The sequence below is a fragment of the Mesorhizobium sp. L-2-11 genome (assembly GCF_016756595.1).
GTDB lineage: Bacteria > Pseudomonadota > Alphaproteobacteria > Rhizobiales > Rhizobiaceae > Mesorhizobium.
On record NZ_AP023257.1, the window covers coordinates 2,067,805 to 2,089,928 of the forward strand.

The window sequence follows — 22,124 nt, forward strand, 5'->3', positions numbered from 1 at the left end:
GTCCCGTTGTCGCAAGTGCGCCACGGGATGGAGGTCCAATGGGACGATCAATAAACCAGAATTATGTTGGCAGTGGCAGAATAGACTGGGATTTGGATTTCTCCGCTGCAAAGACGGAAGCTGTGCGTTGAGGTCAAAAGGAGTAATTGCCAACGCCATCCTTCGGGTAAGCTTGGCGCCTCCCTCCACATCGGCCGCCATTTCCGTTAGGATGCGCCAGGATCGCGGGAGCTAGCTATGGCCGTGGATCGCGTTCAGCGCAGAATGGCTGCCATCCTTGTAGCCGATGTGGTCGGCTACAGCCGGCTGATAGGCAGGGATGAGGAAGGTACCCTTGCGACCCTGAGAGCCTATCGCCTGATCATTGACCGGCTGATTGTGCACCATGAGGGACGGGTGTTCGGCAGCGCCGGAGACAGTGTCATCGCGGAGTTCGCAAGCCCTGTCGAGGCGCTCCGGTGTGCCACCGAAATCCAGTTGGAAATCGATAGACAGAACGCCGACCTCCCCGAGCCAGGCCGCCTGCGATTTCGCATCGGCATCAACCTCGGCGATGTCGTCGTAGAGGGTGACAACCTCATGGGCGACGGCGTCAACGTCGCCGCGCGTTTGGAACCGTTATCACGGCCGGGCGGAATATGTGTCTCCGAGGCGATCTATGCGCAGGCTCGCGATCGGCTTTCGCTCGATTTCATCGATCTTGGCGAGCACAAGGTGAAGAATATCGCCCGGCCTGTGCACGTCTATCGTGTACCCCTCGCTTCGGAGGAACAGGTCAGGTCGCCTTTTCGCGGTCTCGACGTCTTCGAATTTGAAAATGCCGACCTCTTTTTCGGCAGAGCGCGGGCGATCGCTGCTTGCACCGAAAGGCTGGAGCAGCTGGCGGCCAACGGCAAAGCATTTTTGCTCATCTACGGGATGAGCGGCTCCGGCAAGTCTTCTCTTCTGCGCGCGGGGCTGATGCCTTCAATTACCCGACCCGGCGCAGTGGTAGGCATCAGTTTGTGGCGCCGTTGCCTGATCCGCCCGTCCGAAGGGCCGGATGCTGTCGCCTCATTAACCGCGGGACTGCTTCGCGAAGGTGCTTTGCCCGAGTTGCTGGCTCTCGAACTGCCAGCGGCAGAGCTGACTCAACTCTGTCGAAGCGCTCCCGATCGCGCGCTGACTCTGATCCGCCAGGCACTCGGCAAAGCAGCCACCGCCGCTGGCTCGGTCCTGTCGCAAATACGATTGCTGATCGCCATCGATCAGACAGAGGAGCTGTTCACGACGGAGAAGGAACCGGCGTCGCGCGAAGCGCTTGTGCGGCTCTTGGCGGCGTTCGCCGGCAGCGGACTGGTCTGGGTGATTGCGACGATCCGGTCGGATTTCTTTCACCGCTGCGGCGAAGTCCGAGGCTTCTCGGCGCTGAAGGACGGCCTCGGCAGCTATGAACTCTTGCCGCCGACGAACCCTGAGATCGCCCAGATCATTCGTGAGCCGGCTCGTGCTGCCGGGCTCCGCTTCGAGGAGCGCGCCGATCTGGGGCGGCTCGATGATGTGCTGCAGGATGCGGCAGCCGCCGATCCCGGATCGTTGCCGCTTCTCGAATTCGTTCTCGATGCGCTGTACGAGGTGGGCCGGGAGCGCCGGATCCTCAGCTTTGCTGCGTATCGTGCGCTTGGCGGCCTCGAAGGGGCGATCGCGCGCCGCGCCGATGAAGTCGTCGACGCGCTCCCGCCCGACATCCAGGAGGCCCTGCCGGCGGTGCTGCGCGCTCTCACCACGGTGCGTCCGGGCGATGAAACGGTTACGGCAAGTCCAGTCCTGCTCAGCGAAGTGGCGGGAACGCCGGCACGATTGGCTCTCGTCGACGCGCTGATCGCCGCCCGGCTCCTCGTCAGTGATGAAGATGCCGCGGGCCATGTCTTCGTCCGCGTGGCCCAGGAAGCGCTGCTCAGCCGCTGGCCGCGCGCCAGCGACATTGTCAACGCGAATAGGAGCTTCCTCGAGACGCGGGCTCGGCTCAAGGCTGACGCCCACCGATGGCACTCGGAAAACAAGAACTGCGAGCTTCTGCTGCCGTCCGGCAAGCGTCTCGCCGAGGGCGAGGAATTGCTGCTGTCGAGACGCGAGGAAGTCGACGATCAAGTCGTTGAATACATCGAGGCGTCTTCGCGTGCCCAGAAGGAGAGAGAGGAGAAGGACCGGCAAGCAGAGAGGGCACTGATCGAGGCTGCTGAAGTAGCAAGACGCGAACGCTTGGAGCGCGAGGCCGACCGGCTCGCGGGAGAAGCTGAGCGTCGGGATCTGGCGGCGACTGCTGCGATACAGCTGGCGCGACGCACGCGCTATGCGGCCATTGTCGCGACGGTGTTGGCTCTCTTGGCTGGCGCAGGCGCATTCGTTGGGTTCAGAGGACAGCAGGAAGCAACGCGGCAGGCGGTATTGGCGCAAATGAGCGCGGACAAGGCCAGGTCGGCCGAGAAGGAGGCCCTGGAAGCGCGCGACCAGGCGCTCCGCAGCCAGTCTCTTTCACTTGCGTTTCTTTCGCAACAAACCGCAGTGAGCGGTAACACTGAGGCCGCAATTTTACTGGCGCTCGAAGCGCTGCCGACAGGTACATCTGCACACAGACGCCCGTATCTCTTCGAAGCGGAGGCCGCGCTTTACAAGGCTTTGTTAGCGCACCGTCAAACGAGGATCTTCCCCCAAGACGCGGGTGTAACACATGCAGCTTTCAATCGGACCGGCGACCGCATTGTCACCTCATCCTACGACAAGACGGCACGCATTTGGGACGTCCCGAATGGTACCGAGACTGCAGTTTTGAAGGGCCACCAAGGCGCCGTGGAGAGAGCCGAGTTCAGTCCGGACGGAAGCCGCGTCATTACAGTTGCTAGAGACGGCACCGCGCGCATCTGGAATGCCACCTCAGGGGAGCAGCTTTTTGTCCTTCAGCCGGTCGGCAATTTTCCTACCGCGATTTTCAGCCCGAACGGCAACCGGGTGCTAACAGCGGGAGAGAACAGCGATGCATCACTCTGGGACGCTCAAACCGGAAGGAAAGTCTTGAGTGTAGACGGCCGTGGAAACTGCTTGGCTGGCTTTAGTCCCGATGGCCGGAGCTTCGCAACCGCACGAGGCGATTATCACGCTGTTCTTATCTGGAATGCAGAAGATGGCAAGCTGAACCGGACTCTGCAGGTTCGCACTTGGCCATACAGCGTCGCATTCAGCCCGGACGGGAGCCGCATCCTGATCAACTCGCGGGGCCCAATTTCATACCCTTTCCTTTCGCGCCTTTGGGACGTGTCGAAAGGCATGGAAATTGCAAAATTGGCCGGTCACACGAGCGACACACAATTACAAGGCGTAATGTTCAGTCACGACGGCCGTCGAATTGCGACGGTATCACTCGATGGTAGCGCACGACTCTGGGACGGAATCTCGGGGAGATTACTTGACGTGCTCGGCCAAGAGTCCTCGGGGCTCAAACTAAGTTACATGGGCCCGGATGAGCGCGATCAGGAGATGAACAGCGTCTTCAGCCAAGACGATCGGTTCTTGGCTGCCGCTTCTCTCAACGGCACGGTTCGTATTTGGGATGTCGAGCGCACGTCGCTGCTCACCACCATCGTCGGCCATGACGCCTTGATCGAGCACGTGGAATTCAGCCCAGTTAACAACAGCATTCTTCTCACTGCATCGCACGATCGCACCGCTCGGCTCTGGGATATCGACGGGGTTCTGACAACTGCGCTGTCCCATGAATTTCCGCCGACCTTTGCGGTCTTTAGTCCCGATAATGTGCACCTTTTGACTGGAGGTGGGGATAGCGCAGCGCACCTGTGGGAGGTTGTAAGCGGACGTCAGATAGCCGAGCTTGACACACACGAAACTGTCCAAAGTGCGACGTTCAGCCCTGATGGAAGTCGCGTTGCAACCGCATCTCTTGGGGGCCGAGTTCTTGTTTGGGACGTTGCAAGCAGACGCGAGGTCGCGCAGCTCAAATCTCGTGACGGGCTACTTCAAGTTCAGTTTAGTCCCAAGGGAGACCTGTTAGCGGCGGGTTCGGCTCACGGTACCGCACAGTTGTGGGACGCGGCAAGCGGCGCCGAACTGGCCACCATCAAGACAAGCGGGAAGTTGCCACAGGCGATTTTCGGCCGGGACGGGGATCTCGTCCTTACCGCGACGGACGACAACGCTGCCCACCTTTTGAAGATGGACGGAACTGAATTCAAGGTTCTCATCGGGCATCAGAACCGAATCACCGCGGCCGCTTTCAGTCCAGACGGCCAACTGGTTGTCACGGGTTCACTCGACCGCACCGCGCGGATCTGGTCGATCAAGGACGGAAACAGTGTCGCGACGCTGAAGGGCCACAGCGACGAGCTGACAGCAGTCGCGTTCAGCCAGGACGGTCAGTCTCTCCTAACTGCCTCACGCGATGGGACCGTTCGAATCTGGAGCGTTCCGGTAGGAACAGAAAAGGTCGTTCTCAGGGGTCACAGCGGTGCAGTGGACAGCGCGCAAATCAGTCCTGACGGTTTGTATGTCGTGACGACGTCGTCTCAGGATCGCACGGTCAGGCTCTGGGCGGCGCAGTCGGGGCGCGAGATCGCAGTGCTTGCCAGCCGGGAGGACGAGGCCAACCGACCGGCGCTGATGCGCGCGGCTTTCAATTCCGATGGAACGAAGATCGCAATCGTGTCCGGTGATGATAGCGTCCGAATAATTCGCGCGTTCCAAACACCTCTGGACCTCATTGACTACGCACGTGGGATTGTTCCACGCGAACTGACCGCCTGCGAACGGCGACGTTTCTTCCTTCCTGTCGAAGGTGAAGTTGGCGACTGTCCAAGCTGATATCGCTCCAATGCGCTGTCGACCTCACCACGCGATGGTCGGCGTCAGCCATTCCGAGCTGGCAGTTCTGGCGTTCAAAAATTCTGCCTTGCTGAACCGCAATTTTGAAACCGCGTGCAAAAAAGCGATCTTCGGTTGATAAACGGAGCCTATGCCAGCCCACCTTCTCGTACGTGCGCCCTAGAGGAGGTCTAACGGGACGGCCAATCACCGACGTTTTAGTAGCGGGTCGCCTCGAGCCATCGGACCGAATAGGCTGCGGATCCCGCATGTTTGTCGGATCGAACCGAAGCCGCATTGGCACGGCGGCTGGTGTCATGTCCATTGCCGTTGCCGGATGGCGCATTGCGAGCGCGCCGTTGCCAACTCGCCAACGCCCGAACCACGACCATCAGTTTGCAAGGCACTCGGGAAGACGCACCGGTTTGTCGATCTTTGCCAGAAGCTCGACCCTGGCGCAGGGCGGGAAACCGACAATGCGCATGGTTTCTATGAGACGCCTGCGGTCCGCATCCGTGTAGACAAGAGGTTCATTCACCCTTCCCTCGATAGTCAGGTCGGGGAACCGTTTGAGGGCCTCGCTGAACAGGGTTTTCGCTTCCTCGGTACGCCCAACTGCCGCCAGCGCGGCGGGGCGATACGTCCATCCCCAGATCCCATAATTCTCCGGCGCCAACCGGTCCATCATGAGCAGCGCGTCGTTGTAGCGGCCGACCATAAAATAGGCGTGGGCAAACATCCTGGTGCTCCACAACGGGTAGTTCGGATTCAGGTGGATCGCATGATCAGCCATTTCGGCGCCCCGCTTGGCCTCGCCAAAACCCGAAGCCCAAGGCACATAAAAGGTCAGGATCTCGAACTGATTTGGAGCCATTCGAAGAGCCGCGTCGAATTCCGCCTTGGCGCGCGCGCGTTCGCCCTTTGCGACCAAGCTCTTGGCGAGAACCGCATGCGCTTCGGCATCGGCCGGATCGAGCGCCACTGCACGTTTAGCGGCTTCGGCGGCGATACGTCGATTCTTTTCTGGTTCGACGTCGAAACTGGCCAGCACAGAATGCGAATGGTGCAGTTCCACCCAGGCGCGGGCCAGCGTAGGGTCCAGCTCGATAGCGCGGCTGAGCAGTCTGATGGCTTCCTCGACGTCGGCGCGATTGAGTTGTTCCAGCTTCTCGGTACCGAGGAGGTAGAGTTCGTACGCGTTGAGGTTGCCGGGAGGTTTGCGGTGCGCCGTTATCCGGCCTGCCTCTTGGATCAGGCCGGCGCCGCCACCAAGCCGGTTGGAGACCTGCCCAGCAATTTCCGTCTGAATCGCAAACAGGTCCCGGTCCGGTCGGTCCCACCGGTTCGACCATAGATGATTACCGGTCTTCGCGTCGATGAACTGAGCCGTAACCCGCACCCGATCGGCTTGGCGTTGAATCGAGCCTTCGACCACAAAGCCCGCTCCGAGCGCTGCACCGACCTCAGTCGGATTGGCGGGCTTGCCTTCGTAGACTTCCGTCGAGTTATGGGCAATGACCTGGAATTCCGGAAACCGTGCGAGATCGGTAATGATCTCCTCGGTGAGCCCGCCGGCCAGACGCTGCACACTCGCTTCCCCGCCGATCGCTTGAAACGGCAGCACGGCGACGGATGGTAGGACCGTGTCAGAACGCTTCACGATGGCGGGACCCATGAAGAGCCAGACTGCCCCTGCCGCCAACAAGACCAGCAGGCCCAGCGCCACAGCCGCCGCGGTCCATTTCCACCTTGCCGGCGCGGAGGGCGGGTCCACGGCCGCGATCACCAGCCTGTATCCGCGTTTCGGCACGGCCTTAAGTACTGACTGGCTCTCGTCGTGAAGCGCGCGGCGGATGTCGCGCACGCATTGCACCAGGCTGTCATCGGTGACGAATACGCCTGGCCAAACCGCCTGCATCAGCTCGTCTTTGGTGACCAGGCGACCGGCGTTTTCCAGGAGATATTTCAGGAGGTCGAAGGCCCGCGGTCTGAGGGCGATCTCGCGTCCTTCCCGGTCACGCACAAACCCTCCGGCAACATCGACGATGACGCCGTTGATGGCGAATGTCCGGCCAGCCCGGGAATCCATCCTCCGCCTCCCGCGTGTCCCGCGGGTATTTTCTAATTAATTATAGCAGATGCTTGTAAAAGCTTGAATGCAGACGGAGACCTTTGTTTTCGGCAAATTTTCACCGAACCATCACCAGTCGTTCGTTACATTGGCGCGGCGACGATCCAATGTCTCAGTCGTTCCGAAGATTTGGAATGGGTTGAATGCCGAGACGCCGTTCCCTGCCGACCGTTGCCGTCATTTTCGTGGGCGGGGCCCTTTGTTCGCCGGGCGTGAACGCGCACGATGCAGGAGCGGGATGGTACTACCCGCCCAGCTGTTGCGACGGCAATGGCGCTATCGGCGATTGTCAGATGATCCCGGCCAACTCAGTGACGGAAGCGCCGGATGGTTTTGCCGTCGTGCTGTTCCCCGGCGACCATCACCTGGTGACGCGAAAACAGAGCTTCCGTATCCCATACGGCAGTGAGATCAGGTCGGGCGACGGCAATTATCATATCTGTCTTTACCCGACGCAGGCCACCGTCTTCTGCTTCTTTGCGCCGCCAGGATCAGTGTGACTGCTGCGGGGTCATGACCACGTCGGTGTCAGGATGTCTGCTGAAGCCGGCATTTACAGTTCAGCCGAATTGCCAATGCCCGGCGCACTCGCGCCACAAGCGGACCTTCGTGCGATCCGACTTCTTTGGCGGCAGGCGCTCTCGGGGTGGCCCGAAATTTGGTCGTGCCGTAGGGCGGCACAGATGTTATCTTAGAAGTTGCTAATATTGAGGTCGAGGGGTCGACCATGCAAAAGGAGAACCCACCATGAAGCCGCATTCCCTCAGAGCTCGCCGTATTGGCGTGCTTCTGTTCTCACTGTGTGCTTTCGGGCTGATGACGTCAGCCTCAATGCCCGCAGACAGCAAATTCGCCGTCGAGCCTGTGGTTGAGAAAAAGGTGAAGGAACTGCCCTCCGGACCATTGTTTTGGCGGCTGGAAAATTTCCCAACGCTGGCGCAGGCCCAAAGCGCTGCGGGCCCGACCTCGCTTGCGGCGGAGGTCGCAGGCAAGGTCTGGCTGTTCACGCTTGGACCGAAGGATGGGTCTACGCCCGGCGGAACCAAGGTCGTCGAGATCGGTCCCCTTCCGCCGATCAGCGCGAGCGAGTATTTGCTGCGCGTCAACCGCGCCGGTGGAGCGCCCGGTGCCAAGACGCCGATCCATACGCATCCGGGGCCCGAGGCCTTCTACGTGCTGGCCGGCAAGCTCGGCCAGAGGACGCCCCACGGCGTAGCCTACGCCGAAGCCGGCACGGCCATGACCGGACACGGGGCCGATACGCCGATGGAAGTGTTCAGCGCCGGCACAACCGATCTCGATGAGCTGGCCATTTTCGTGGTCGACGCCAATCAGCCGTTCTCGTCGAAGGCCAGCCTCGACTGAGGCGACATTTCCCGGGGTGGCGCGAATGTTCGGGACGAGCTGAGGCGGCACCCAAGCGAAGATCCGCAAGCTTCCCGAAATTTTGGATCTTCGCTTACACGCATCATCGAATGGCAGTTTTGGTCCGGTTCTCGCTGACGCGGAACCTTCGGTTCGTGATCATGGCCTACTCCAGCCATTCGGTGATGAAGCTGCTGTTTTCGTGGATGTCGGTGGTCTCCAGCGGGCCTGGGCCGAGATTGGTGAATTTGTGCGGCGTGTTCGGCGGCACGATCAGGATCTGGCCGGCCGACGCCTCGATCTGCCGGTCGCCGACGGTGAACAGCCCGGTGCCCGTGCGGATGATGAAAATCTCGCAATAGGGATGCATGTGCAGCCGCGGGCCGCCGCCGATCTCCGGCAGATAGTTGAAGATCAGGCAGCTTTTGGAGCCGTAGGCGCCGCACTGCAGTTCGCCCTGCCAATGGTCGGGCCAGCGGTCGGGCGTCCCGGCCCATTTGTCGCGATCGATGACATGCGCCATGAGCCGAGAATAAACCGAGGCCACGTCTTCTGTCGAGGCAACGCAGGCGCTGCTTCGCGGGTCGATTTCGGTCGTTTTCGCCGTGTTCGACATGGGCCCGTCGCCACGCCGCCCACCGTCGAATTGCGTCCCCGCGACAATCTGCCCTTGTGCCTTCACCCGTCTGGACAAAAACGGGCTTCACGCATAAACCGAAGTCCAATTGCCGGAGGAATTCGCTAGCCTGTTCGCCATGCGCTGTCGGGTTGGCGTGAAAGAGCGGGGAACAAGCCTCGGCCACCGGCACGGAAGAGGCGAAAGGATCAGGCACCCGTGAGCGCAACCGACATCCAGGATCCCAACCGCCGTGATTTTCTCTACGTCGCCACTGGCATGGCTGCGGTGGTCGGCGCGGGTGCCGTCGCCTGGCCGTTCATCGACCAGATGCGCCCGGATGCCTCGACGCTGGCGCTGGCCTCGGTCGAGGTCGACGTCTCCTCGCTGACGCCGGGAACGTCGCTTGTGGTGAAATGGCGCGGCAAACCGGTGGTGGTGCGCAACCGCACCGAAAAAGAGATGAAGGACGGCCAGGCGGTCAATCTGGCCGAGCTCAAGGATCCGCTCGCCCGCAACGCCAATCTGCCGGCCGATGCGCCGGCGACGGACGCCAACCGCACCACGCCGGGCAAGGAGGCCTGGATGGTGATGGTCCAGGTCTGCACCCATCTCGGCTGCATTCCGCTCGGCCAGGAAGGCGAGTTCGGCGGCTGGTTCTGCCCGTGCCACGGTTCGACATACGACACCGCCGGCCGCGTCCGCGGCGGACCGGCGCCGGAGAACATGTCGGTGCCGGTATTCCAGTTCATTTCCGACACCAAGATCCGTATCGGCTGAGGCGAGGGGACATTTTTATGAGCGAGGGACACTCGACCTATACGCCCAAGACCGGCATCGGACGCTGGGTCGACGCCCGCATGCCGCTGCCGCGGCTGGTCTATGACAGTTTCGTCGCCTATCCGGTGCCGCGCAACCTCAATTATGCGTGGACCTTCGGCGGCATCCTGGCGCTCATGCTGGCGGCGCAGATGCTGACCGGCATCGTGCTGGCCATGCACTATGCGGCGGACAGCAGTCTCGCCTTCGATTCGGTCGAGAAGATCATGCGCGACGTGAATTCGGGCTGGCTGTTGCGTTATCTGCATTCGAACGGCGCGTCGTTCTTCTTCGTCGCCGTCTATATCCATATCTTCCGCGGCCTCTACTATGGTTCCTACAAGGCGCCGCGCGAGCTTCTGTGGATCCTCGGCTGCATCATCTACCTCTTGATGATGGCGACAGGCTTCATGGGCTATGTGCTGCCCTGGGGACAGATGTCGTTCTGGGGGGCGACCGTCATCACCGGCTTCTTCAGCGCCATTCCGCTGGTCGGCGAATGGATCCAGCAGCTTCTGCTCGGCGGCTTCGCTGTCGACAACCCGACGCTGAACCGCTTCTTTTCATTGCACTATCTGCTGCCGTTCATGATCGCCGGCGTCGTCGTGCTGCATATCTGGGCGCTGCATGTGGTCGGCCAGTCGAACCCGACCGGCATCGAGGTCAAATCGAAGACCGATACCGTCGCCTTCACCCCTTACGCGACCATCAAGGACGCGTTCGGGATGCTGGTGTTCCTGTTCGTCTTCGCCTATTTCGTCTTCTACCTGCCGAACTTTCTCGGTCATCCCGACAACTACGTCGTCGCCGACCCGCTGAAGACGCCGGCCCATATCGTGCCGGAATGGTACTTCCTGCCGTTCTACGCGATCCTGCGCGCCATCACCTTCAATATCGGGCCGATCAACTCCAAGCTCGGTGGCGTGCTGGCGATGTTCGGCTCCATCGCCGTGCTGTTCCTGGTGCCGTGGCTCGACACCTCGAAGGTGCGCTCGGCGGTCTACCGGCCCTGGTACAAGCTGTTCTTCTGGCTGTTCGTGATCGATGCCGTCCTGCTTGGCTGGCTGGGTTCGCAGCCGGCCGAAGGCAGCTACGTCTTCATGGCGCAGATGGCGACATTGTTCTACTTCGCCTTCTTCCTGGTCGTGCTGCCGGTGCTGGGCCTGATCGAGACCCCGCGGCGATTGCCGAATTCAATCACCGAGGCAGTTCTCGAGAAGAACAAGGGTGGCGGTGGCGGGCATCCGGCTCGCGCGACAGCCGCGCCGGAAACCAAGGGCTGAGCATGCTGCCGAAAAGTGGAGACCGGTTTTCGGACAAGATCATGCTCGAGACGACGACAGCGCGCCAGAGAATCTCAAGGGGATTTGGTATGAAGACGATTCTCACCTCGCTGGCGCTGCTCGGCTTTGTGCTGGCAGGCACTGCGGCCGCGACCACCGTGGCAATCGCCCAGGAGGAGGCGCACAGCGAAGCCGCGCCGACGCATTTCCCGATACACGAGCCGAAGGAGATGGACTGGAGCTTCGCCGGGCCGTTCGGCACCTACGACAAGGCGCAGTTGCAGCGCGGGCTGAAGGTCTACAAGGAAGTCTGCGCCGCCTGTCATTCGATGAAATTGGTGGCGTTCCGCACCCTGGAAGACCTTGGCTATTCGGAAGCGCAGGTCAAGGCGCTGGCCGCCGAGTACACGATCAACGATGGCCCCAACGATGCCGGCGAGATGTTCGATCGTCCCGGCATACCGTCCGACTATTTCCCGTCGCCGTACCCCAACGATCAGGCAGCAGCGGCCGCCAATGGCGGAGCTGCCCCGCCCGATATGTCGCTGCTGGCCAAGGCGCGCGGCGTCGAGCGCGGCTTTCCGCGCTTCGTCTTCGACATCTTCACGCAATACGCCCAGGGCGGTCCCGACTACATCCACTCGCTGCTGACCGGCTATGACGAGCAGCCGCCGGCGGGCATGGAGATACCGGAAGGCACCCACTACAATCCGTACTTCATAGCCGGCGTCTCGCTGAAGATGCCCAACCCGCTATCCGACGATCAGGTGACCTATGACGACGGCTCGCCGCAGACGGTCGACCAGTATTCCCGCGACGTGTCGGCCTTCCTGATGTGGGCAGCCGAGCCGCATCTGGAAGACCGCAAGAAGACCGGCTTTCGCGTGCTGGTCTTCCTGTTGCTGTTCGGCGCGCTGGTCTATCTGACCAAGCGCAAGGTGTGGGCCGGCGTGGCGCACTGAGCTGCTCCAAGCCACGAGATCGAAAGGGCGTCGAAGGGCGCCCTTTTTGATGTCCAGGACTGCCTCCGAAGACCGGCTCCGAAGGTCCCCGGCTCCAGTCCTTTGCCGGACAATTTCTTCCAGGCGCCACATCGCGGTAGCCGTCGCCGGCCGCGCCGGGTTACGATCGGTCAAAATTCCCTTTCACGTCTTCAAGTCGGACGAACGCTCGGAGAGCCGCCCCATGAAACCTTCGCTCGAAGACACGCTGCTTGCCGCGATCCGCACCATTCCGGACTATCCCAAGCCGGGCATCCTGTTTCGCGACATCACGACGCTTTTAAGCAATGCGCGCGCCTTCCGCCGCGCCATCGACGAACTGGTGCATCCCTATGCCGGCCAGAAGGTCGACAAGATCGCCGGCATCGAGGCGCGTGGTTTCATCCTTGGCGGCGCCGTCGCCCACCAGCTCTCGGCCGGATTCGTGCCGATCCGCAAGAAGGGCAAGCTGCCTTACGAGACGGTGCGCGTCGCCTACAGCCTCGAATACGGGCTGGACGAGATGGAGATGCATAGGGATGGCGTGTCTCCGGGTGAGAAGGTGATCCTGGTCGACGACCTGATCGCCACCGGCGGCACGGCGGAGGCAGCGGTCAAGCTGCTGCGGCAGATCGGCGCCGACATTATCGCCGCCTGCTTCGTCATCGACCTGCCGGACCTCGGCGGCCGCGACAAGCTCGAGGCGCTCGGCGTGCCGGTCAGGACGCTGATCGGGTTCGAAGGGCATTGACGCTCTTGCCTTCTCCCCTTGTGGGAGAAGGTGGATCGGCGCGCAGCGCCGAGACGGAAGAGGGGTGTTGGACGGAGTGCTGTCGGTGCCAAGCTGGAGCACCCCTCATCCGACCGAGCTTCGCTCGGCCACCTTCTCCCACAAGGGGAGAAGGAAAAAGGGCGCTTCATCCCACCTTCACCAGCACGGCGCTTTCGAACTCGATGACCTTGTCGCCGGTCGAATCGAAAGCCTCCGAGCGCAGCGTCAGCACTCGCCAGCCCGGCCGCGATGCGATGGGGCGGTGGGCAAGCGCGGTGCGGGTGAAGGTCACGGTTTCTCCGGCATAGACGGGTTTTAGCCATTTGAGGTTCTTGAAGCCGGGCGAGGGGCCGAATTCGGGGGCGGGCCCGGCGCCGGCCCAGCTGATGCCCTCGACCTCCACGCCGGTCGCAAGGTTCAACTTCATCCAGGTTGCTGCCGTGTGCCAGCCGGAGGCGCACAGGCCGCCGAACACGCTGTTCTTCGCCGCCTCTTCGTCGAGGTGAAAAATCTGCGGATCGTATTTCCTGGCGAATGCCTTGATCGCCTCTGGCTCGAATTTGTGCGAACCGAGGGTGACGGTGACGCCGATGCAGAAGAACTCGTCCAATGTCATGATCGGCCCTGTGCGGCATCACGGGCGAGGAACATGACCGTGTTCTCGAGCTCGAAGACGCCTTCGCCACGCTGGTTGAAAAGCTCGCTGCGCATGGTGACGAGGCCGAGCTGAGGCTTGGACCTGGACAGTCGCTTGGCAAGGACGGTGGTGTTGCCGCTCAAGATGTCGCCGGCCAGCACCGGCCGCTTCCACCGGACCTGGTCGACGCCAGGGGCGCCTTGCGAGGTCGAGTCCAGCAGGAAGGCGTCGCACAGCATGCGCATGAACATCGCGCAGGTGTGCCAGCCGGAGGCCGCCAGCCCGCCAAGGATGCTGGCCCTGCCCGCCGCTTCGTCGAGATGCATTGGCTGCGCATCGAACTCCTGCGCGAATTCGATGATCTCGGCCGCACTCACCAGCTTCGTGCCGAGGTCGAGCGAGGCGCCCTCGACGAAATCCTCATAGGCCCACGTCGTTCGCCTGGATTGCTCTCCGGTCATGGTCTGGAATCCGGTTCAAGTTTGTACGATCGCCACGATCGGCTTCCCGGATGCAGGCCTGGGCCAATTTGGTCAAGTCATTTCTGCTGCGCCAGGCCATCGCGACCAACGCAATAGAGGCTCCGAAGCCTCTACAACCAGCCGCGGCGGCGGAAATACCAGAACGGCAGGATCGCCGAGAGGATCATCAAGCCGATGGCGAAAGGATAGCCAAAATTCCAGGTCAGTTCGGGCATGACATTGAAATTCATGCCGTAGATCGAGGCGACCAGCGTCGGCGGCAGGAAGATGACCGCGGCGACGGAGAAGATCTTGATGATGGCGTTCTGCTCGATCGAGATCATGCCGAGCGTCGCGTCGAGCAGGAAGTTGATCTTCTGCGACAGGAAGGTGGCGTGGTCGGCGAGCGACAGCACATCGCGCGACAAGGTCTTGATGCGCGCGCGGATGTCCTTGCTCATCCTGGTCTGGGTCGAGGCGTGGGTGAGGAAGCCGGCGAGCCGCTGCAGCGAGATCAGGCTATCGCGGATCGAGGAGGCGATGTCCTCCTTGCGGCCGATGGCTTTCAGCAATTCCTGAAAATCGCGATTGCGCTTCGACGCCTTGGTCGAGCTTGGCTGGAAGATATCGCGCGAGATCGCCTCGATGTCGCGGCCGGCACGCTCCAGAATGTCGGCGAGGCGGTCGACGATCGCCTCCAGCAGGCCGATCAGGATGGTGTCGCCGCTGGTGCAGCCGGTCGCCACCTTCTCGGCGCGCTGCGGAAACGTCTTGAACGCCTTCGGTTCGTGGTAGCGCACGGTGATCAGCCGGTTGCCGGCCAGCACGAAGGTGACCGGCGACATCAGGGGATCGTCGGCCTCGGTCTGGGCCGGCAGAATGGCGGTCATGAAATAGGCGCCGTTCTCGACATAGAGGCGGCTCGAAATCTCGATCTCCTCCATCTCCTCGCGCGTCGGAATGGCAACGCCGAGCCAGGCCTCGATGGCCGCTTCCTCTTCCTTTGTCGGGCTCACAAGATCGGCCCAGACGATCTGGTCGCTGTTTGCCAGGAGATCGTCGGCAAGGCGCAGGCGATCATTGTCCACGACGAATGCCTTGATCATCGCCGGGTCTCCCTTGCTGGGGCCAAAAGGATGGGTTCGAGCGGGCGCGGATTGCACGCGCTTTCGACGAAAGTCGGGCCGGTGCAGACGCCCCTTAGACTGGGCATTGCGGGCAGTCAAGCCGCGCGGAAAGGGCCCGTGCAGCCTCTTCCTTCTCCCCTTGTGCAGGGCTGTCCGGGGAAAGTTTTGAGTGAATCGAAATGCCACATGTGCATGCCCCGTAAAACGGGGTTTGTCCGTCTTTTCTCTGGTTGTCGAGACTCAGAAAAGGAACGGGGCATGCGCTTTGCACCTAGCATCTTCGGGCAGCTTCTTGAACCCATCGATCGGCGTCAATTCCAAGCAATTGTGGATCGCCACGACGGGGATGCGTACGACAAATCGTTCAGAAGCTGGGATCATCTGGTGGCGCTGATCTATGCCCAGTTCTGCGGCAGCAGCAGCTTGCGTGGCCTGGAAGCCGGCTGGAACGCCAACAGCCAGCATCATTATCACCTGGGCAGCGGTCCGTTGATGCGTTCGACCTTGTCGGATGCCAACAGACGGCGTCCGGTCGCCATCTTTGCCGAGGCGTTCGGTCTGGTGGCGAACCTGCTCGACAGGCAAATGCGGCGCGAGGGCGAAGCGATGCTGCGGCTGATCGACTCGACCCCCATTCCGCTCGGCAAACTGTGCGATTGGGCCAAGTCGAACGGGCGCATCCGCGGCATGAAGGTGCATGTCGTCTATGACCCGAAGACCGACTGTCCGCGCATCCTCGACATCACCGACGCCAACGTCAACGACGCCCAGGTCGGTCGCCAGATCACGATCGAAGCTGGAGCGACCTACGTGTTCGACAAGGGCTACTGCCATTATGGCTGGTGGACGGCGATCGCCGAAGCCGGATCGATCTTCGTGACGCGGCCCAAATCCAACATGAGGCTGGCGCTGCTGCGTGATCGCCCTATAGCCGAGCCGCAGGGCGACGGCTTCCTGGTTGTGGAAGACAGTGAGGTAAGCTTGGTCAGCAAGGCTGCTTGCAAGCTGCCGATGCGGCTGCGTCGCCTGCGCGTTCAGCGCGAAACGGGCGACACCATCACGCTTTTGACCAACGATCTGGAGCGCTCTGCCGTCGAGATTGGACGGCTTTACAAAGGCCGCTGGCACATCGAGCTTCTGTTCCGATGGATCAAGCAGCACCTCAAGATCCGCAAGTTCCTCGGCAACAACGGCAATGCAATCCGCCTGCAACTCTTTGCCGCAATGATCGCCTTTGCGCTGCTGCGCATTGTCGCGCGCACCCGCCGCGTCACTATTCCTATCTTGAGGTTCACAGAACTGGTCGCTCAATACTTGTTCGGGCGGCGGAAACTGCACACCATCGATAAGCCGCCACCGGTCAATCCAAGCCGACCAAGGGACCGAGCCTCTCCCAATCAGATGGCCTTCATTTATGAATAACTTTCCCCGGACAGCCCTGCCCCTTGTGGGAGAAGGTGGATTGGCGCGCAGCGCCAAGACGGTTGAGGGGTGCTGGACGGAGTGCTGTTGGTGCCAAGCTGGATCACCCCTCATCCGTCCGAGCTTCGCCCGGCCACCTTCTCCCACAAGGGGAGAAGGAAGAAGGTCAGCTCAGGTGTTGAACTTGAACAGCATGATATCGCCGTCCTGGACGACATATTCCTTGCCTTCGTCGCGCGCCTTGCCGGCTTCCTTGGCCGCCACTTCGCCGCCGAGCGTGACGAAGTCGTTGTAGGCGATGGTCTGGGCACGGATGAAGCCGCGCTCGAAATCGGTGTGGATGACGCCTGCCGCCTGTGGCGCCCTGGCGCCCTTGTGCACGGTCCAGGCGCGCGTCTCCTTCGGCCCGACGGTGAAATAGGTGATGAGCTGCAGCAACTCGTAGCCGGCGCGGATGACCTTGTTCAAGCCAGGTTCCTCAAGGCCCAGCGTTGCCAAAAATTCCATCTCCTCTTCGTCGCTGAGCTGCGCGACCTCGGCTTCGATCGCCGCGGAAATCACCACGGTGCGGGCGCCTTGCGCGGCAGCCATCTGCTCGACCGCTTTGGTGTGCGCGTTGCCGGTGGCAGCATCGGTCTCGGCGACGTTGCAGACATAGAGCACTGGGTGCGATGTCAGCAGGTTCAGCCCCTGCAGGATGCGCAGATCCTCGGCGGAGATATTTTTGAGCAGGATGCGGGCCGGCTTGCCGGCCTGCAGCAGTTCAAGAGCGGCTTCCATCATCGGAAGCACGGTCAGCGCCTCCTTGTCCTTGCCGGAAGCGCGCTTGCGGAACTGCACGATGCGGCGCTCGAGGCTGTCGAGATCGGCGAGCATCAGCTCAGTCTCGACGGTCTCGGCATCGGCGACGGGATCGATGCGGCCCTCGACATGGGTGATGTCATCATCCTCGAAACAGCGCAGCACATGGACGATGGCGTCGACCTCGCGGATATTGGCCAGGAACTGGTTGCCCAGCCCTTCGCCTTTCGAGGCGCCGCGCACCAGGCCGGCGATGTCGACGAAGGAGATGCGGGTCGGGATGATCTCCTTCGACTTGCCGATCGCCGCGATCTTTTGCAGGCGCGGGTCGGGCACCGCCACTTCGCCGGTGTTCGGTTCGATGGTGCAGAACGGATAGTTGGCGGCCTGCGCCGCCGCCGTCCTGGTCAGCGCGTTGAAAAGCGTCGACTTGCCGACGTTGGGCAAGCCAACGATGCCGCATTTGAAACCCATTTTTTGTCCGGTCCTATCGGGAAATCGAGATTTGATGAGGGCTATGGGCGAAACGGGTGACGAACGTCAAGCCCTGCAGCCCCGATCCGTGGCCAGGCTCATTCCTTGCCGCCAAACAGCTTCTTCAGCATGGCGGCCATCGGCCCGGTCTCGGGCAGCTTGGCCGCCGGCTGCTGCGGCCGCGCCGGGCGAACGTGGCTTTGTGCTTTCGGCGCCTTGGCTGGCGGGCGGTCGTCGTCGCCGGTCGGCGCGAGCTTGTCGCGCAAGGCCAGCGTCACGCGATTCATGAAGGAATTGTCGTCGCCCTTGGCAAGCAGTCCGGCAGCCTCGGCGATGGTATCGAGCAGCACGTCCAGCCACTCGCGGTCGGTTTTGGCGAAATCGCCAAGCACATGGCCATGCACCATTGCCTTGACGCCGGGGTGGCCGACGCCAATGCGCACACGGCGGAAATCCTTGCCGACGTGCTGTTCGAGCGAGCGGATACCGTTGTGGCCACCGGAACCGCCGCCGACCTTGACCCGCACCTTGCCGGCGGCAAGGTCGATCTCGTCATAGAAGACGGACAGCGCCGAAGCGTCGAGCTTGTAAAAGCGCAGGGCTTCGCCGACCGACTGGCCGGACAGATTCATGAAGGTCTGCGGCTTGATCAGGAGGATTTTCTCGCCGGCAAGCGTGCCTTCGGCGATCAGGCCCTGGAATTTTTTCGACCAGGGCGAAAAGGAATGACGGCGGGCGATTGCGTCCGCCGCCATGAAGCCGACATTGTGCCGGTGGTTGGCGTATTTCGCGCCCGGATTGCCGAGGCCTGCAAACAGCAGCATCGTCACCTCCGGGCGGAAAGGATTACTTCTCTTCGTCGGCTGGAGCCTCTTCAGGTTCCGCCGCTTCGGCCGTCTCTTCTGCCGCCTCCGGCTTCATCGCCGAGGAGCCGGCAATGGTCGCGATGGTGAAGTCGCGGTCGGAGATCACCGGCTTGACGCCGGCCGGCAGCTTGACCGCCGAGATGTGGATCGAATCGCCGATGTCGGTGCCTGTGAGATCGACGGTGATGAATTCCGGGATCGCATTGGCCGGGCAATGGAACTCGACTTCATGACGCACGATGTTGAGAACGCCGCCGCGCTTGATGCCGGGCGACTTGTCCTCGTTGATGAAGTGGACCGGCACGTCGACATTGACTTCGGTGTCCTTGCCGATGCGCAGGAAGTCGACATGGACCGGGAAATCCCTGACTGGGTCGAGCTGGTAGTCCTTGGGCAGGACCTGGATCTTCTTGCCGTCGACATCGATCGTGGCGATCGTGGTGAGGAACCCGCCGCCATGGATCTTGTAGTAGATGTCCTTGTAGGTCAGCGCAATTGCCAGGGGAGGCTGCTTGTCACCGTAGATTACTGCAGGCACTTTACCGTTACGGCGAACTGCACGGGCGGACCCCTTACCGACCTGTTCGCGCGCTTCGGCCTTGAGCTCGTAAGTATCGCTCATGGCATTTCCTTTCGCGTTGTTCTGGAGCGTTCGCGGCCGGCGAGATACCTGGGCCGTAAACGTCGAAAGCCGTCATGGCCTTACATGATCTGTTCCAAAATCAATTTTGGGATCACGTGAGGCCGGACAGCCTTCCGCCGCGTTGCCTCCAAGGGTGTCTACGCGGGTGGCGGCTCTATAGCGGAAGGCGGGGCGGGGTGCAAGCCGTGGCCGACAGCCGTGGCCGACAGCCGTGGCGGGTGGCCAAGGCGGGTGGTCAAGGCGGGTCGGCCGTGCGATGCAGAACCTTTAGATGCCGAGGGACAGCGCCCCCCTCTGTCCTGCCGGACATCTCCCCCACTTGGGGGGAGATCGGCAGCTTCGCCGACAGCGTCCTTTTTGCAACGCTGGTGGTTGGCGAAATCAGTGATGAAGGCCAATCTCCCTCCTTGTGGGGGAGATGTCCGGCAGGACAGAGGGGGGCGCGAAGGATCGCTACGGAGCGCTTTTATTCTGGTCCGCTGCATTCTTCGGCTGATGTCACGGCATGGATGCCAGAGTCTGCGCCGCGTCGCTTCGCTCCTTGCTTGCCCTAGGATGACGAAGACGTGGGGGCTTACCGCTAATCGAGCTTCCTGGCTTGCCTCATATTGGGCAAAAAAACCGTCAGCAGCCCGAGCAGCGGCAAATACGAGCAGACCTGAAAGACGAAGTCGATGCCTTTGACATCGGCGACGACGCCGAGCACGGCGGCGGCGATGCCGCCCATGCCGAAGGCGAAGCCGAAGAAGATGCCGGCGATCATGCCGACGCGGCCGGGCACCAGTTCCTGGGCGAAGACGACGATGTTCGAGAAGGCCGAGGACAGGATCAGGCCGATCAGCACGGTCAGGATCATCGTCCATTCGAAATTGGCGTAGGGCAGGGCCAGCGTGAACGGCAGCACGCCGACGATCGAGAACCAGATCATCGGCTTCTGTCCGTAGCGGTCGCCGAACGGGCCGCCGAGCAGGATGCCCAAAGCCGAGGCGCCGAGGAACAGGAACAGCATGACCTGCGACATCTGCACCGAAACGCCGAATTTATCGATGGCGTAGAACGTGTAGTAGCTGGCGAGGCTGGCAACGTAGGCGTTTTTTGTCAGCACCAGCAAGGTCAGCACCGCCAGCGCGCCCATCACCTTGCGGCGCGGGAAGGGCGAGACGAAGCCTGCCGCCTTGCGGTTGGCGAGCGAGGCGCGCAGCCGGCTGTACCAGCCGCCGACCCGCCACAGCACGATGATGCCGATCAGCGAGCCGGCTGCGAACCACGCAATGCTGGTCTGGCCGAACGGCACGACGATGAAGGCGGCCAGCAGCGGCCCGACGGCCTGGCCGAGATTGCCGCCGACCTGGAACAGCGATTGCGCCAGGCCGAACCTGCCGCCCGAGGCGAAGCGGGCGATGCGCGAGGATTCCGGGTGGAAGATCGCTGAGCCGATGCCGATCAGCGACGCGCCGATCAGCAGCAGCCAATAATGTCCGGCATAGGCCAGCACGATCAGGCCGATCAGCGAGGACGCCATGCCATAGGGCAGCGAATAGGGCATCGGCCGCTTGTCGGTGACCATGCCGATCAGCGGCTGCAGCAATGACGCCGTCACCTGGAAGGTGAAGGTCAAAAGACCGATCTGCCAGAAATCGAGACGGTAATTGTCCTTCAGCAGCGGATAGATGGCCGACAGCAGCGACTGCATGATGTCGTTGACACAATGGCAGAAGCTCACCGCAAGGATGACGGTGAAGGCCGTCGCTTGCGCCGAAGTGTGGCTGGCCGTCGCCGGCGTGGCGGCGGTGGTGGCTGTCGTATCGGTCAAGACTGGCTCCATGGTCTTTTTGGCGGACGCTCCCGCAGGCGGCCCTTGTGGCCCCGCTGCCTTATAAGTTACTTGCCGGGCGACTTCTTTCGTGGTTTGGTCCAATAGTTTCGCGAGTGGGCCATTAGCCAATGCCGCATGGCACCAAAATCTTCAAAGCGGGCGACACCGATCTCGGCCAATCTACCGATCTGGGGCAGTTCACCGATCTCGGGCTGTTGCGCCGCTGGCAATGGCTGGAGCAGGCCGTCGGGCCGGCGGTGGCCCTGCCGACCGAATATCCCGACGGTTACCATGTGCCGCGGCACCGTCACAGCCGCAGTCAATTGCTGCACGCGCTTATCGGCGTCGTGCTGGTGACGACGCGGCATGGGCGCTGGATGGTGCCTCCCGATCATGCGATGTGGATTCCTGCCGGCACCGAACATTCCGTCGAGATGCTTGGCGATGTCAGCATGCGCTCGGTCTATGTGATGCCGGACGCCATTGCCGGGCTGCCCGATGGCTTGCGCGTCGTCGGCATCACCGATCTGATGCACAGCCTGATCGTGGAATCGGAAAAGCTGCCGCAAGGCGCCGAGCTTGAGGGGCGCGGCGGGCTGATCATGAGCCTGCTGCTGCATGAAATCCCGAACCTGCCGGAACGGCCGCTCGGCCTGCCTTTTCCCTGGGATCCAAGGCTTGCGGCACTGTGCCGGCGCTTCGTCGCAGCACCCTCGCCGCACGCCACGATCGACGAATGGGCCGATATCGTCGGCATGAGCCGGCGTTCCTTCACCCGCGCCTTTCATCGCCAGACCGGATTGTCGTTGTCGACATGGCGCCAGCAGGCCTGCCTGTTCGCCGCCTTGCCGCGGCTGGCCGACGGCGAGCCGATCACAAGGGTGGCGCTCGATCTCGGCTATGACAGCGTGCCGGCCTTTATCACCATGTTCAAGCGCATGCTGGGGGCATCGCCGCGCGCCTATATGCGCGGCTCAAGGGACAACATCAGGCTATCGAACGGGTAGCGCATGACCCCGAACCTTCGGTTCGGAATCATGCGCAAAATCAAAGTGCTACA

General features: G+C 61.9%; 18 protein-coding genes. 9 read left to right on the plus strand and 9 right to left on the minus strand.

Annotated features, from left to right (window positions below; all coding sequences use genetic code 11):
- The first annotated feature begins 237 nt into the window (after positions 1 to 237).
- Positions 238 to 4,851, plus strand: a complete 4,614-nt coding sequence (locus tag JG739_RS09910) for an nSTAND1 domain-containing NTPase (protein WP_202366301.1) — start codon at positions 238 to 240, stop codon at positions 4,849 to 4,851.
- A gap of 391 nt (positions 4,852 to 5,242) precedes the next feature.
- Here JG739_RS09910 and JG739_RS09915 read toward each other — a convergent pair whose 3' ends face one another.
- A complete protein-coding gene (locus JG739_RS09915) occupies positions 5,243 to 6,940 on the minus strand; it encodes a winged helix-turn-helix domain-containing protein (RefSeq protein ID WP_202366302.1) in 1,698 nt (565 codons plus the stop codon).
- Between the two features lie 335 nt (positions 6,941 to 7,275).
- Between JG739_RS09915 and JG739_RS36180 the strand changes: the two genes are divergently transcribed.
- Together JG739_RS36180 and JG739_RS09925 are read left to right on the plus strand one after the other, a co-directional pair.
- Positions 7,276 to 7,482: a hypothetical protein gene (locus tag JG739_RS36180; protein ID WP_342216442.1), complete on the plus strand. Its 207-nt coding sequence runs from the start codon at positions 7,276 to 7,278 to the stop codon at positions 7,480 to 7,482.
- A gap of 247 nt (positions 7,483 to 7,729) precedes the next feature.
- Positions 7,730 to 8,347: a cupin domain-containing protein gene (locus tag JG739_RS09925; protein WP_202366303.1), complete on the plus strand. Its 618-nt coding sequence runs from the start codon at positions 7,730 to 7,732 to the stop codon at positions 8,345 to 8,347.
- 166 nt (positions 8,348 to 8,513) lie between these two features.
- Here JG739_RS09925 and JG739_RS09930 read toward each other — a convergent pair whose 3' ends face one another.
- Positions 8,514 to 8,870 carry a cupin domain-containing protein gene (locus JG739_RS09930; protein WP_202367401.1) on the minus strand — a complete coding sequence of 119 codons (357 nt, stop codon included), beginning with the start codon at positions 8,868 to 8,870 and terminating at the stop codon, positions 8,514 to 8,516.
- A gap of 312 nt (positions 8,871 to 9,182) precedes the next feature.
- On the opposite strand from JG739_RS09930, the gene petA reads away from it, so the two are divergent.
- From petA to JG739_RS09950, 4 genes are all read left to right on the plus strand, one after another.
- Positions 9,183 to 9,743, plus strand: coding sequence for a ubiquinol-cytochrome c reductase iron-sulfur subunit (gene petA / locus JG739_RS09935; protein WP_202366304.1), 561 nt, complete (start codon positions 9,183 to 9,185; stop codon positions 9,741 to 9,743).
- Positions 9,744 to 9,760: 17 nt separating this feature from the next.
- On the plus strand, positions 9,761 to 11,065 hold the full coding sequence (locus tag JG739_RS09940; protein WP_202366305.1) for a cytochrome b: 1,305 nt from the start codon (positions 9,761 to 9,763) through the stop codon (positions 11,063 to 11,065).
- Positions 11,066 to 11,154: 89 nt separating this feature from the next.
- Positions 11,155 to 12,027, plus strand: a complete 873-nt coding sequence (locus JG739_RS09945) for a cytochrome c1 (protein ID WP_202366306.1) — start codon at positions 11,155 to 11,157, stop codon at positions 12,025 to 12,027.
- Positions 12,028 to 12,250: 223 nt separating this feature from the next.
- The gene (locus JG739_RS09950; RefSeq protein WP_202366307.1) at positions 12,251 to 12,796 is read left to right on the plus strand and encodes an adenine phosphoribosyltransferase; all 546 of its coding nucleotides are present in this window, start codon (positions 12,251 to 12,253) and stop codon (positions 12,794 to 12,796) included.
- 166 nt (positions 12,797 to 12,962) lie between these two features.
- On the opposite strand, the gene JG739_RS09955 is transcribed toward JG739_RS09950, so the two are convergent.
- From JG739_RS09955 to corA, 3 genes are all read right to left on the minus strand, one after another.
- Positions 12,963 to 13,433: a MaoC family dehydratase gene (locus tag JG739_RS09955; RefSeq protein WP_202366308.1), complete on the minus strand. Its 471-nt coding sequence runs from the start codon at positions 13,431 to 13,433 to the stop codon at positions 12,963 to 12,965.
- Positions 13,430 to 13,915, minus strand: a complete 486-nt coding sequence (locus JG739_RS09960) for a MaoC family dehydratase (RefSeq protein ID WP_202366309.1) — start codon at positions 13,913 to 13,915, stop codon at positions 13,430 to 13,432. The genes JG739_RS09955 and JG739_RS09960 overlap by 4 nt, the downstream gene beginning before the upstream one ends.
- 131 nt (positions 13,916 to 14,046) lie before the next feature.
- Positions 14,047 to 15,021, minus strand: coding sequence for a magnesium/cobalt transporter CorA (gene corA / locus JG739_RS09965; protein ID WP_202366310.1), 975 nt, complete (start codon positions 15,019 to 15,021; stop codon positions 14,047 to 14,049).
- Positions 15,022 to 15,300: 279 nt separating this feature from the next.
- Here corA and JG739_RS09970 point away from each other — a divergent pair, with 279 nt between their 5' ends.
- A complete protein-coding gene (locus JG739_RS09970; protein ID WP_202362951.1) occupies positions 15,301 to 16,464 on the plus strand; it encodes an IS4 family transposase in 1,164 nt (387 codons plus the stop codon).
- A gap of 171 nt (positions 16,465 to 16,635) precedes the next feature.
- On the opposite strand, the gene ychF is transcribed toward JG739_RS09970, so the two are convergent.
- The 4 genes from ychF to JG739_RS09990 form a co-directional block, all read right to left on the minus strand.
- Positions 16,636 to 17,739: a redox-regulated ATPase YchF gene (gene ychF / locus JG739_RS09975; protein WP_202366311.1), complete on the minus strand. Its 1,104-nt coding sequence runs from the start codon at positions 17,737 to 17,739 to the stop codon at positions 16,636 to 16,638.
- 98 nt (positions 17,740 to 17,837) lie between these two features.
- The gene (gene pth / locus JG739_RS09980; protein ID WP_202366312.1) at positions 17,838 to 18,563 is read right to left on the minus strand and encodes an aminoacyl-tRNA hydrolase; all 726 of its coding nucleotides are present in this window, start codon (positions 18,561 to 18,563) and stop codon (positions 17,838 to 17,840) included.
- Positions 18,564 to 18,585: 22 nt separating this feature from the next.
- Positions 18,586 to 19,227 carry a 50S ribosomal protein L25/general stress protein Ctc gene (locus JG739_RS09985; protein ID WP_202366313.1) on the minus strand — a complete coding sequence of 214 codons (642 nt, stop codon included), beginning with the start codon at positions 19,225 to 19,227 and terminating at the stop codon, positions 18,586 to 18,588.
- A 601-nt stretch (positions 19,228 to 19,828) separates the two neighbouring features.
- The gene (locus JG739_RS09990) at positions 19,829 to 21,061 is read right to left on the minus strand and encodes an MFS transporter (protein ID WP_274609430.1); all 1,233 of its coding nucleotides are present in this window, start codon (positions 21,059 to 21,061) and stop codon (positions 19,829 to 19,831) included.
- A 131-nt stretch (positions 21,062 to 21,192) separates the two neighbouring features.
- On the opposite strand from JG739_RS09990, the gene JG739_RS09995 reads away from it, so the two are divergent.
- Complete coding sequence (locus JG739_RS09995; RefSeq protein ID WP_202366315.1) at positions 21,193 to 22,071, plus strand: AraC family transcriptional regulator; 879 nt, start codon at positions 21,193 to 21,195, stop codon at positions 22,069 to 22,071.
- Positions 22,072 to 22,124: the final 53 nt, after the last annotated feature.

What these genes read in the sequence shown, in the direction of transcription:
- JG739_RS09910 (WP_202366301.1), top strand. Translation starts at nt 238, where the DNA reads ATGGCCGTGGATCGCGTTCAGCGCAGAATGGCTGCCATCCTTGTAGCC.
- JG739_RS09915 (WP_202366302.1), bottom strand. Translation starts at nt 6,940, where the DNA reads ATGGATTCCCGGGCTGGCCGGACATTCGCCATCAACGGCGTCATCGTC.
- JG739_RS36180 (WP_342216442.1), top strand. Translation starts at nt 7,276, where the DNA reads ATGATCCCGGCCAACTCAGTGACGGAAGCGCCGGATGGTTTTGCCGTC.
- JG739_RS09925 (WP_202366303.1), top strand. Translation starts at nt 7,730, where the DNA reads ATGAAGCCGCATTCCCTCAGAGCTCGCCGTATTGGCGTGCTTCTGTTC.
- JG739_RS09930 (WP_202367401.1), bottom strand. Translation starts at nt 8,870, where the DNA reads ATGGCGCATGTCATCGATCGCGACAAATGGGCCGGGACGCCCGACCGC.
- JG739_RS09940 (WP_202366305.1), top strand. Translation starts at nt 9,761, where the DNA reads ATGAGCGAGGGACACTCGACCTATACGCCCAAGACCGGCATCGGACGC.
- JG739_RS09945 (WP_202366306.1), top strand. Translation starts at nt 11,155, where the DNA reads ATGAAGACGATTCTCACCTCGCTGGCGCTGCTCGGCTTTGTGCTGGCA.
- JG739_RS09950 (WP_202366307.1), top strand. Translation starts at nt 12,251, where the DNA reads ATGAAACCTTCGCTCGAAGACACGCTGCTTGCCGCGATCCGCACCATT.
- JG739_RS09955 (WP_202366308.1), bottom strand. Translation starts at nt 13,433, where the DNA reads ATGACATTGGACGAGTTCTTCTGCATCGGCGTCACCGTCACCCTCGGT.
- JG739_RS09960 (WP_202366309.1), bottom strand. Translation starts at nt 13,915, where the DNA reads ATGACCGGAGAGCAATCCAGGCGAACGACGTGGGCCTATGAGGATTTC.
- corA (WP_202366310.1), bottom strand. Translation starts at nt 15,021, where the DNA reads ATGATCAAGGCATTCGTCGTGGACAATGATCGCCTGCGCCTTGCCGAC.
- JG739_RS09970 (WP_202362951.1), top strand. Translation starts at nt 15,301, where the DNA reads ATGCGCTTTGCACCTAGCATCTTCGGGCAGCTTCTTGAACCCATCGAT.
- ychF (WP_202366311.1), bottom strand. Translation starts at nt 17,739, where the DNA reads ATGGGTTTCAAATGCGGCATCGTTGGCTTGCCCAACGTCGGCAAGTCG.
- pth (WP_202366312.1), bottom strand. Translation starts at nt 18,563, where the DNA reads ATGCTGCTGTTTGCAGGCCTCGGCAATCCGGGCGCGAAATACGCCAAC.
- JG739_RS09985 (WP_202366313.1), bottom strand. Translation starts at nt 19,227, where the DNA reads ATGAGCGATACTTACGAGCTCAAGGCCGAAGCGCGCGAACAGGTCGGT.
- JG739_RS09995 (WP_202366315.1), top strand. Translation starts at nt 21,193, where the DNA reads ATGCCGCATGGCACCAAAATCTTCAAAGCGGGCGACACCGATCTCGGC.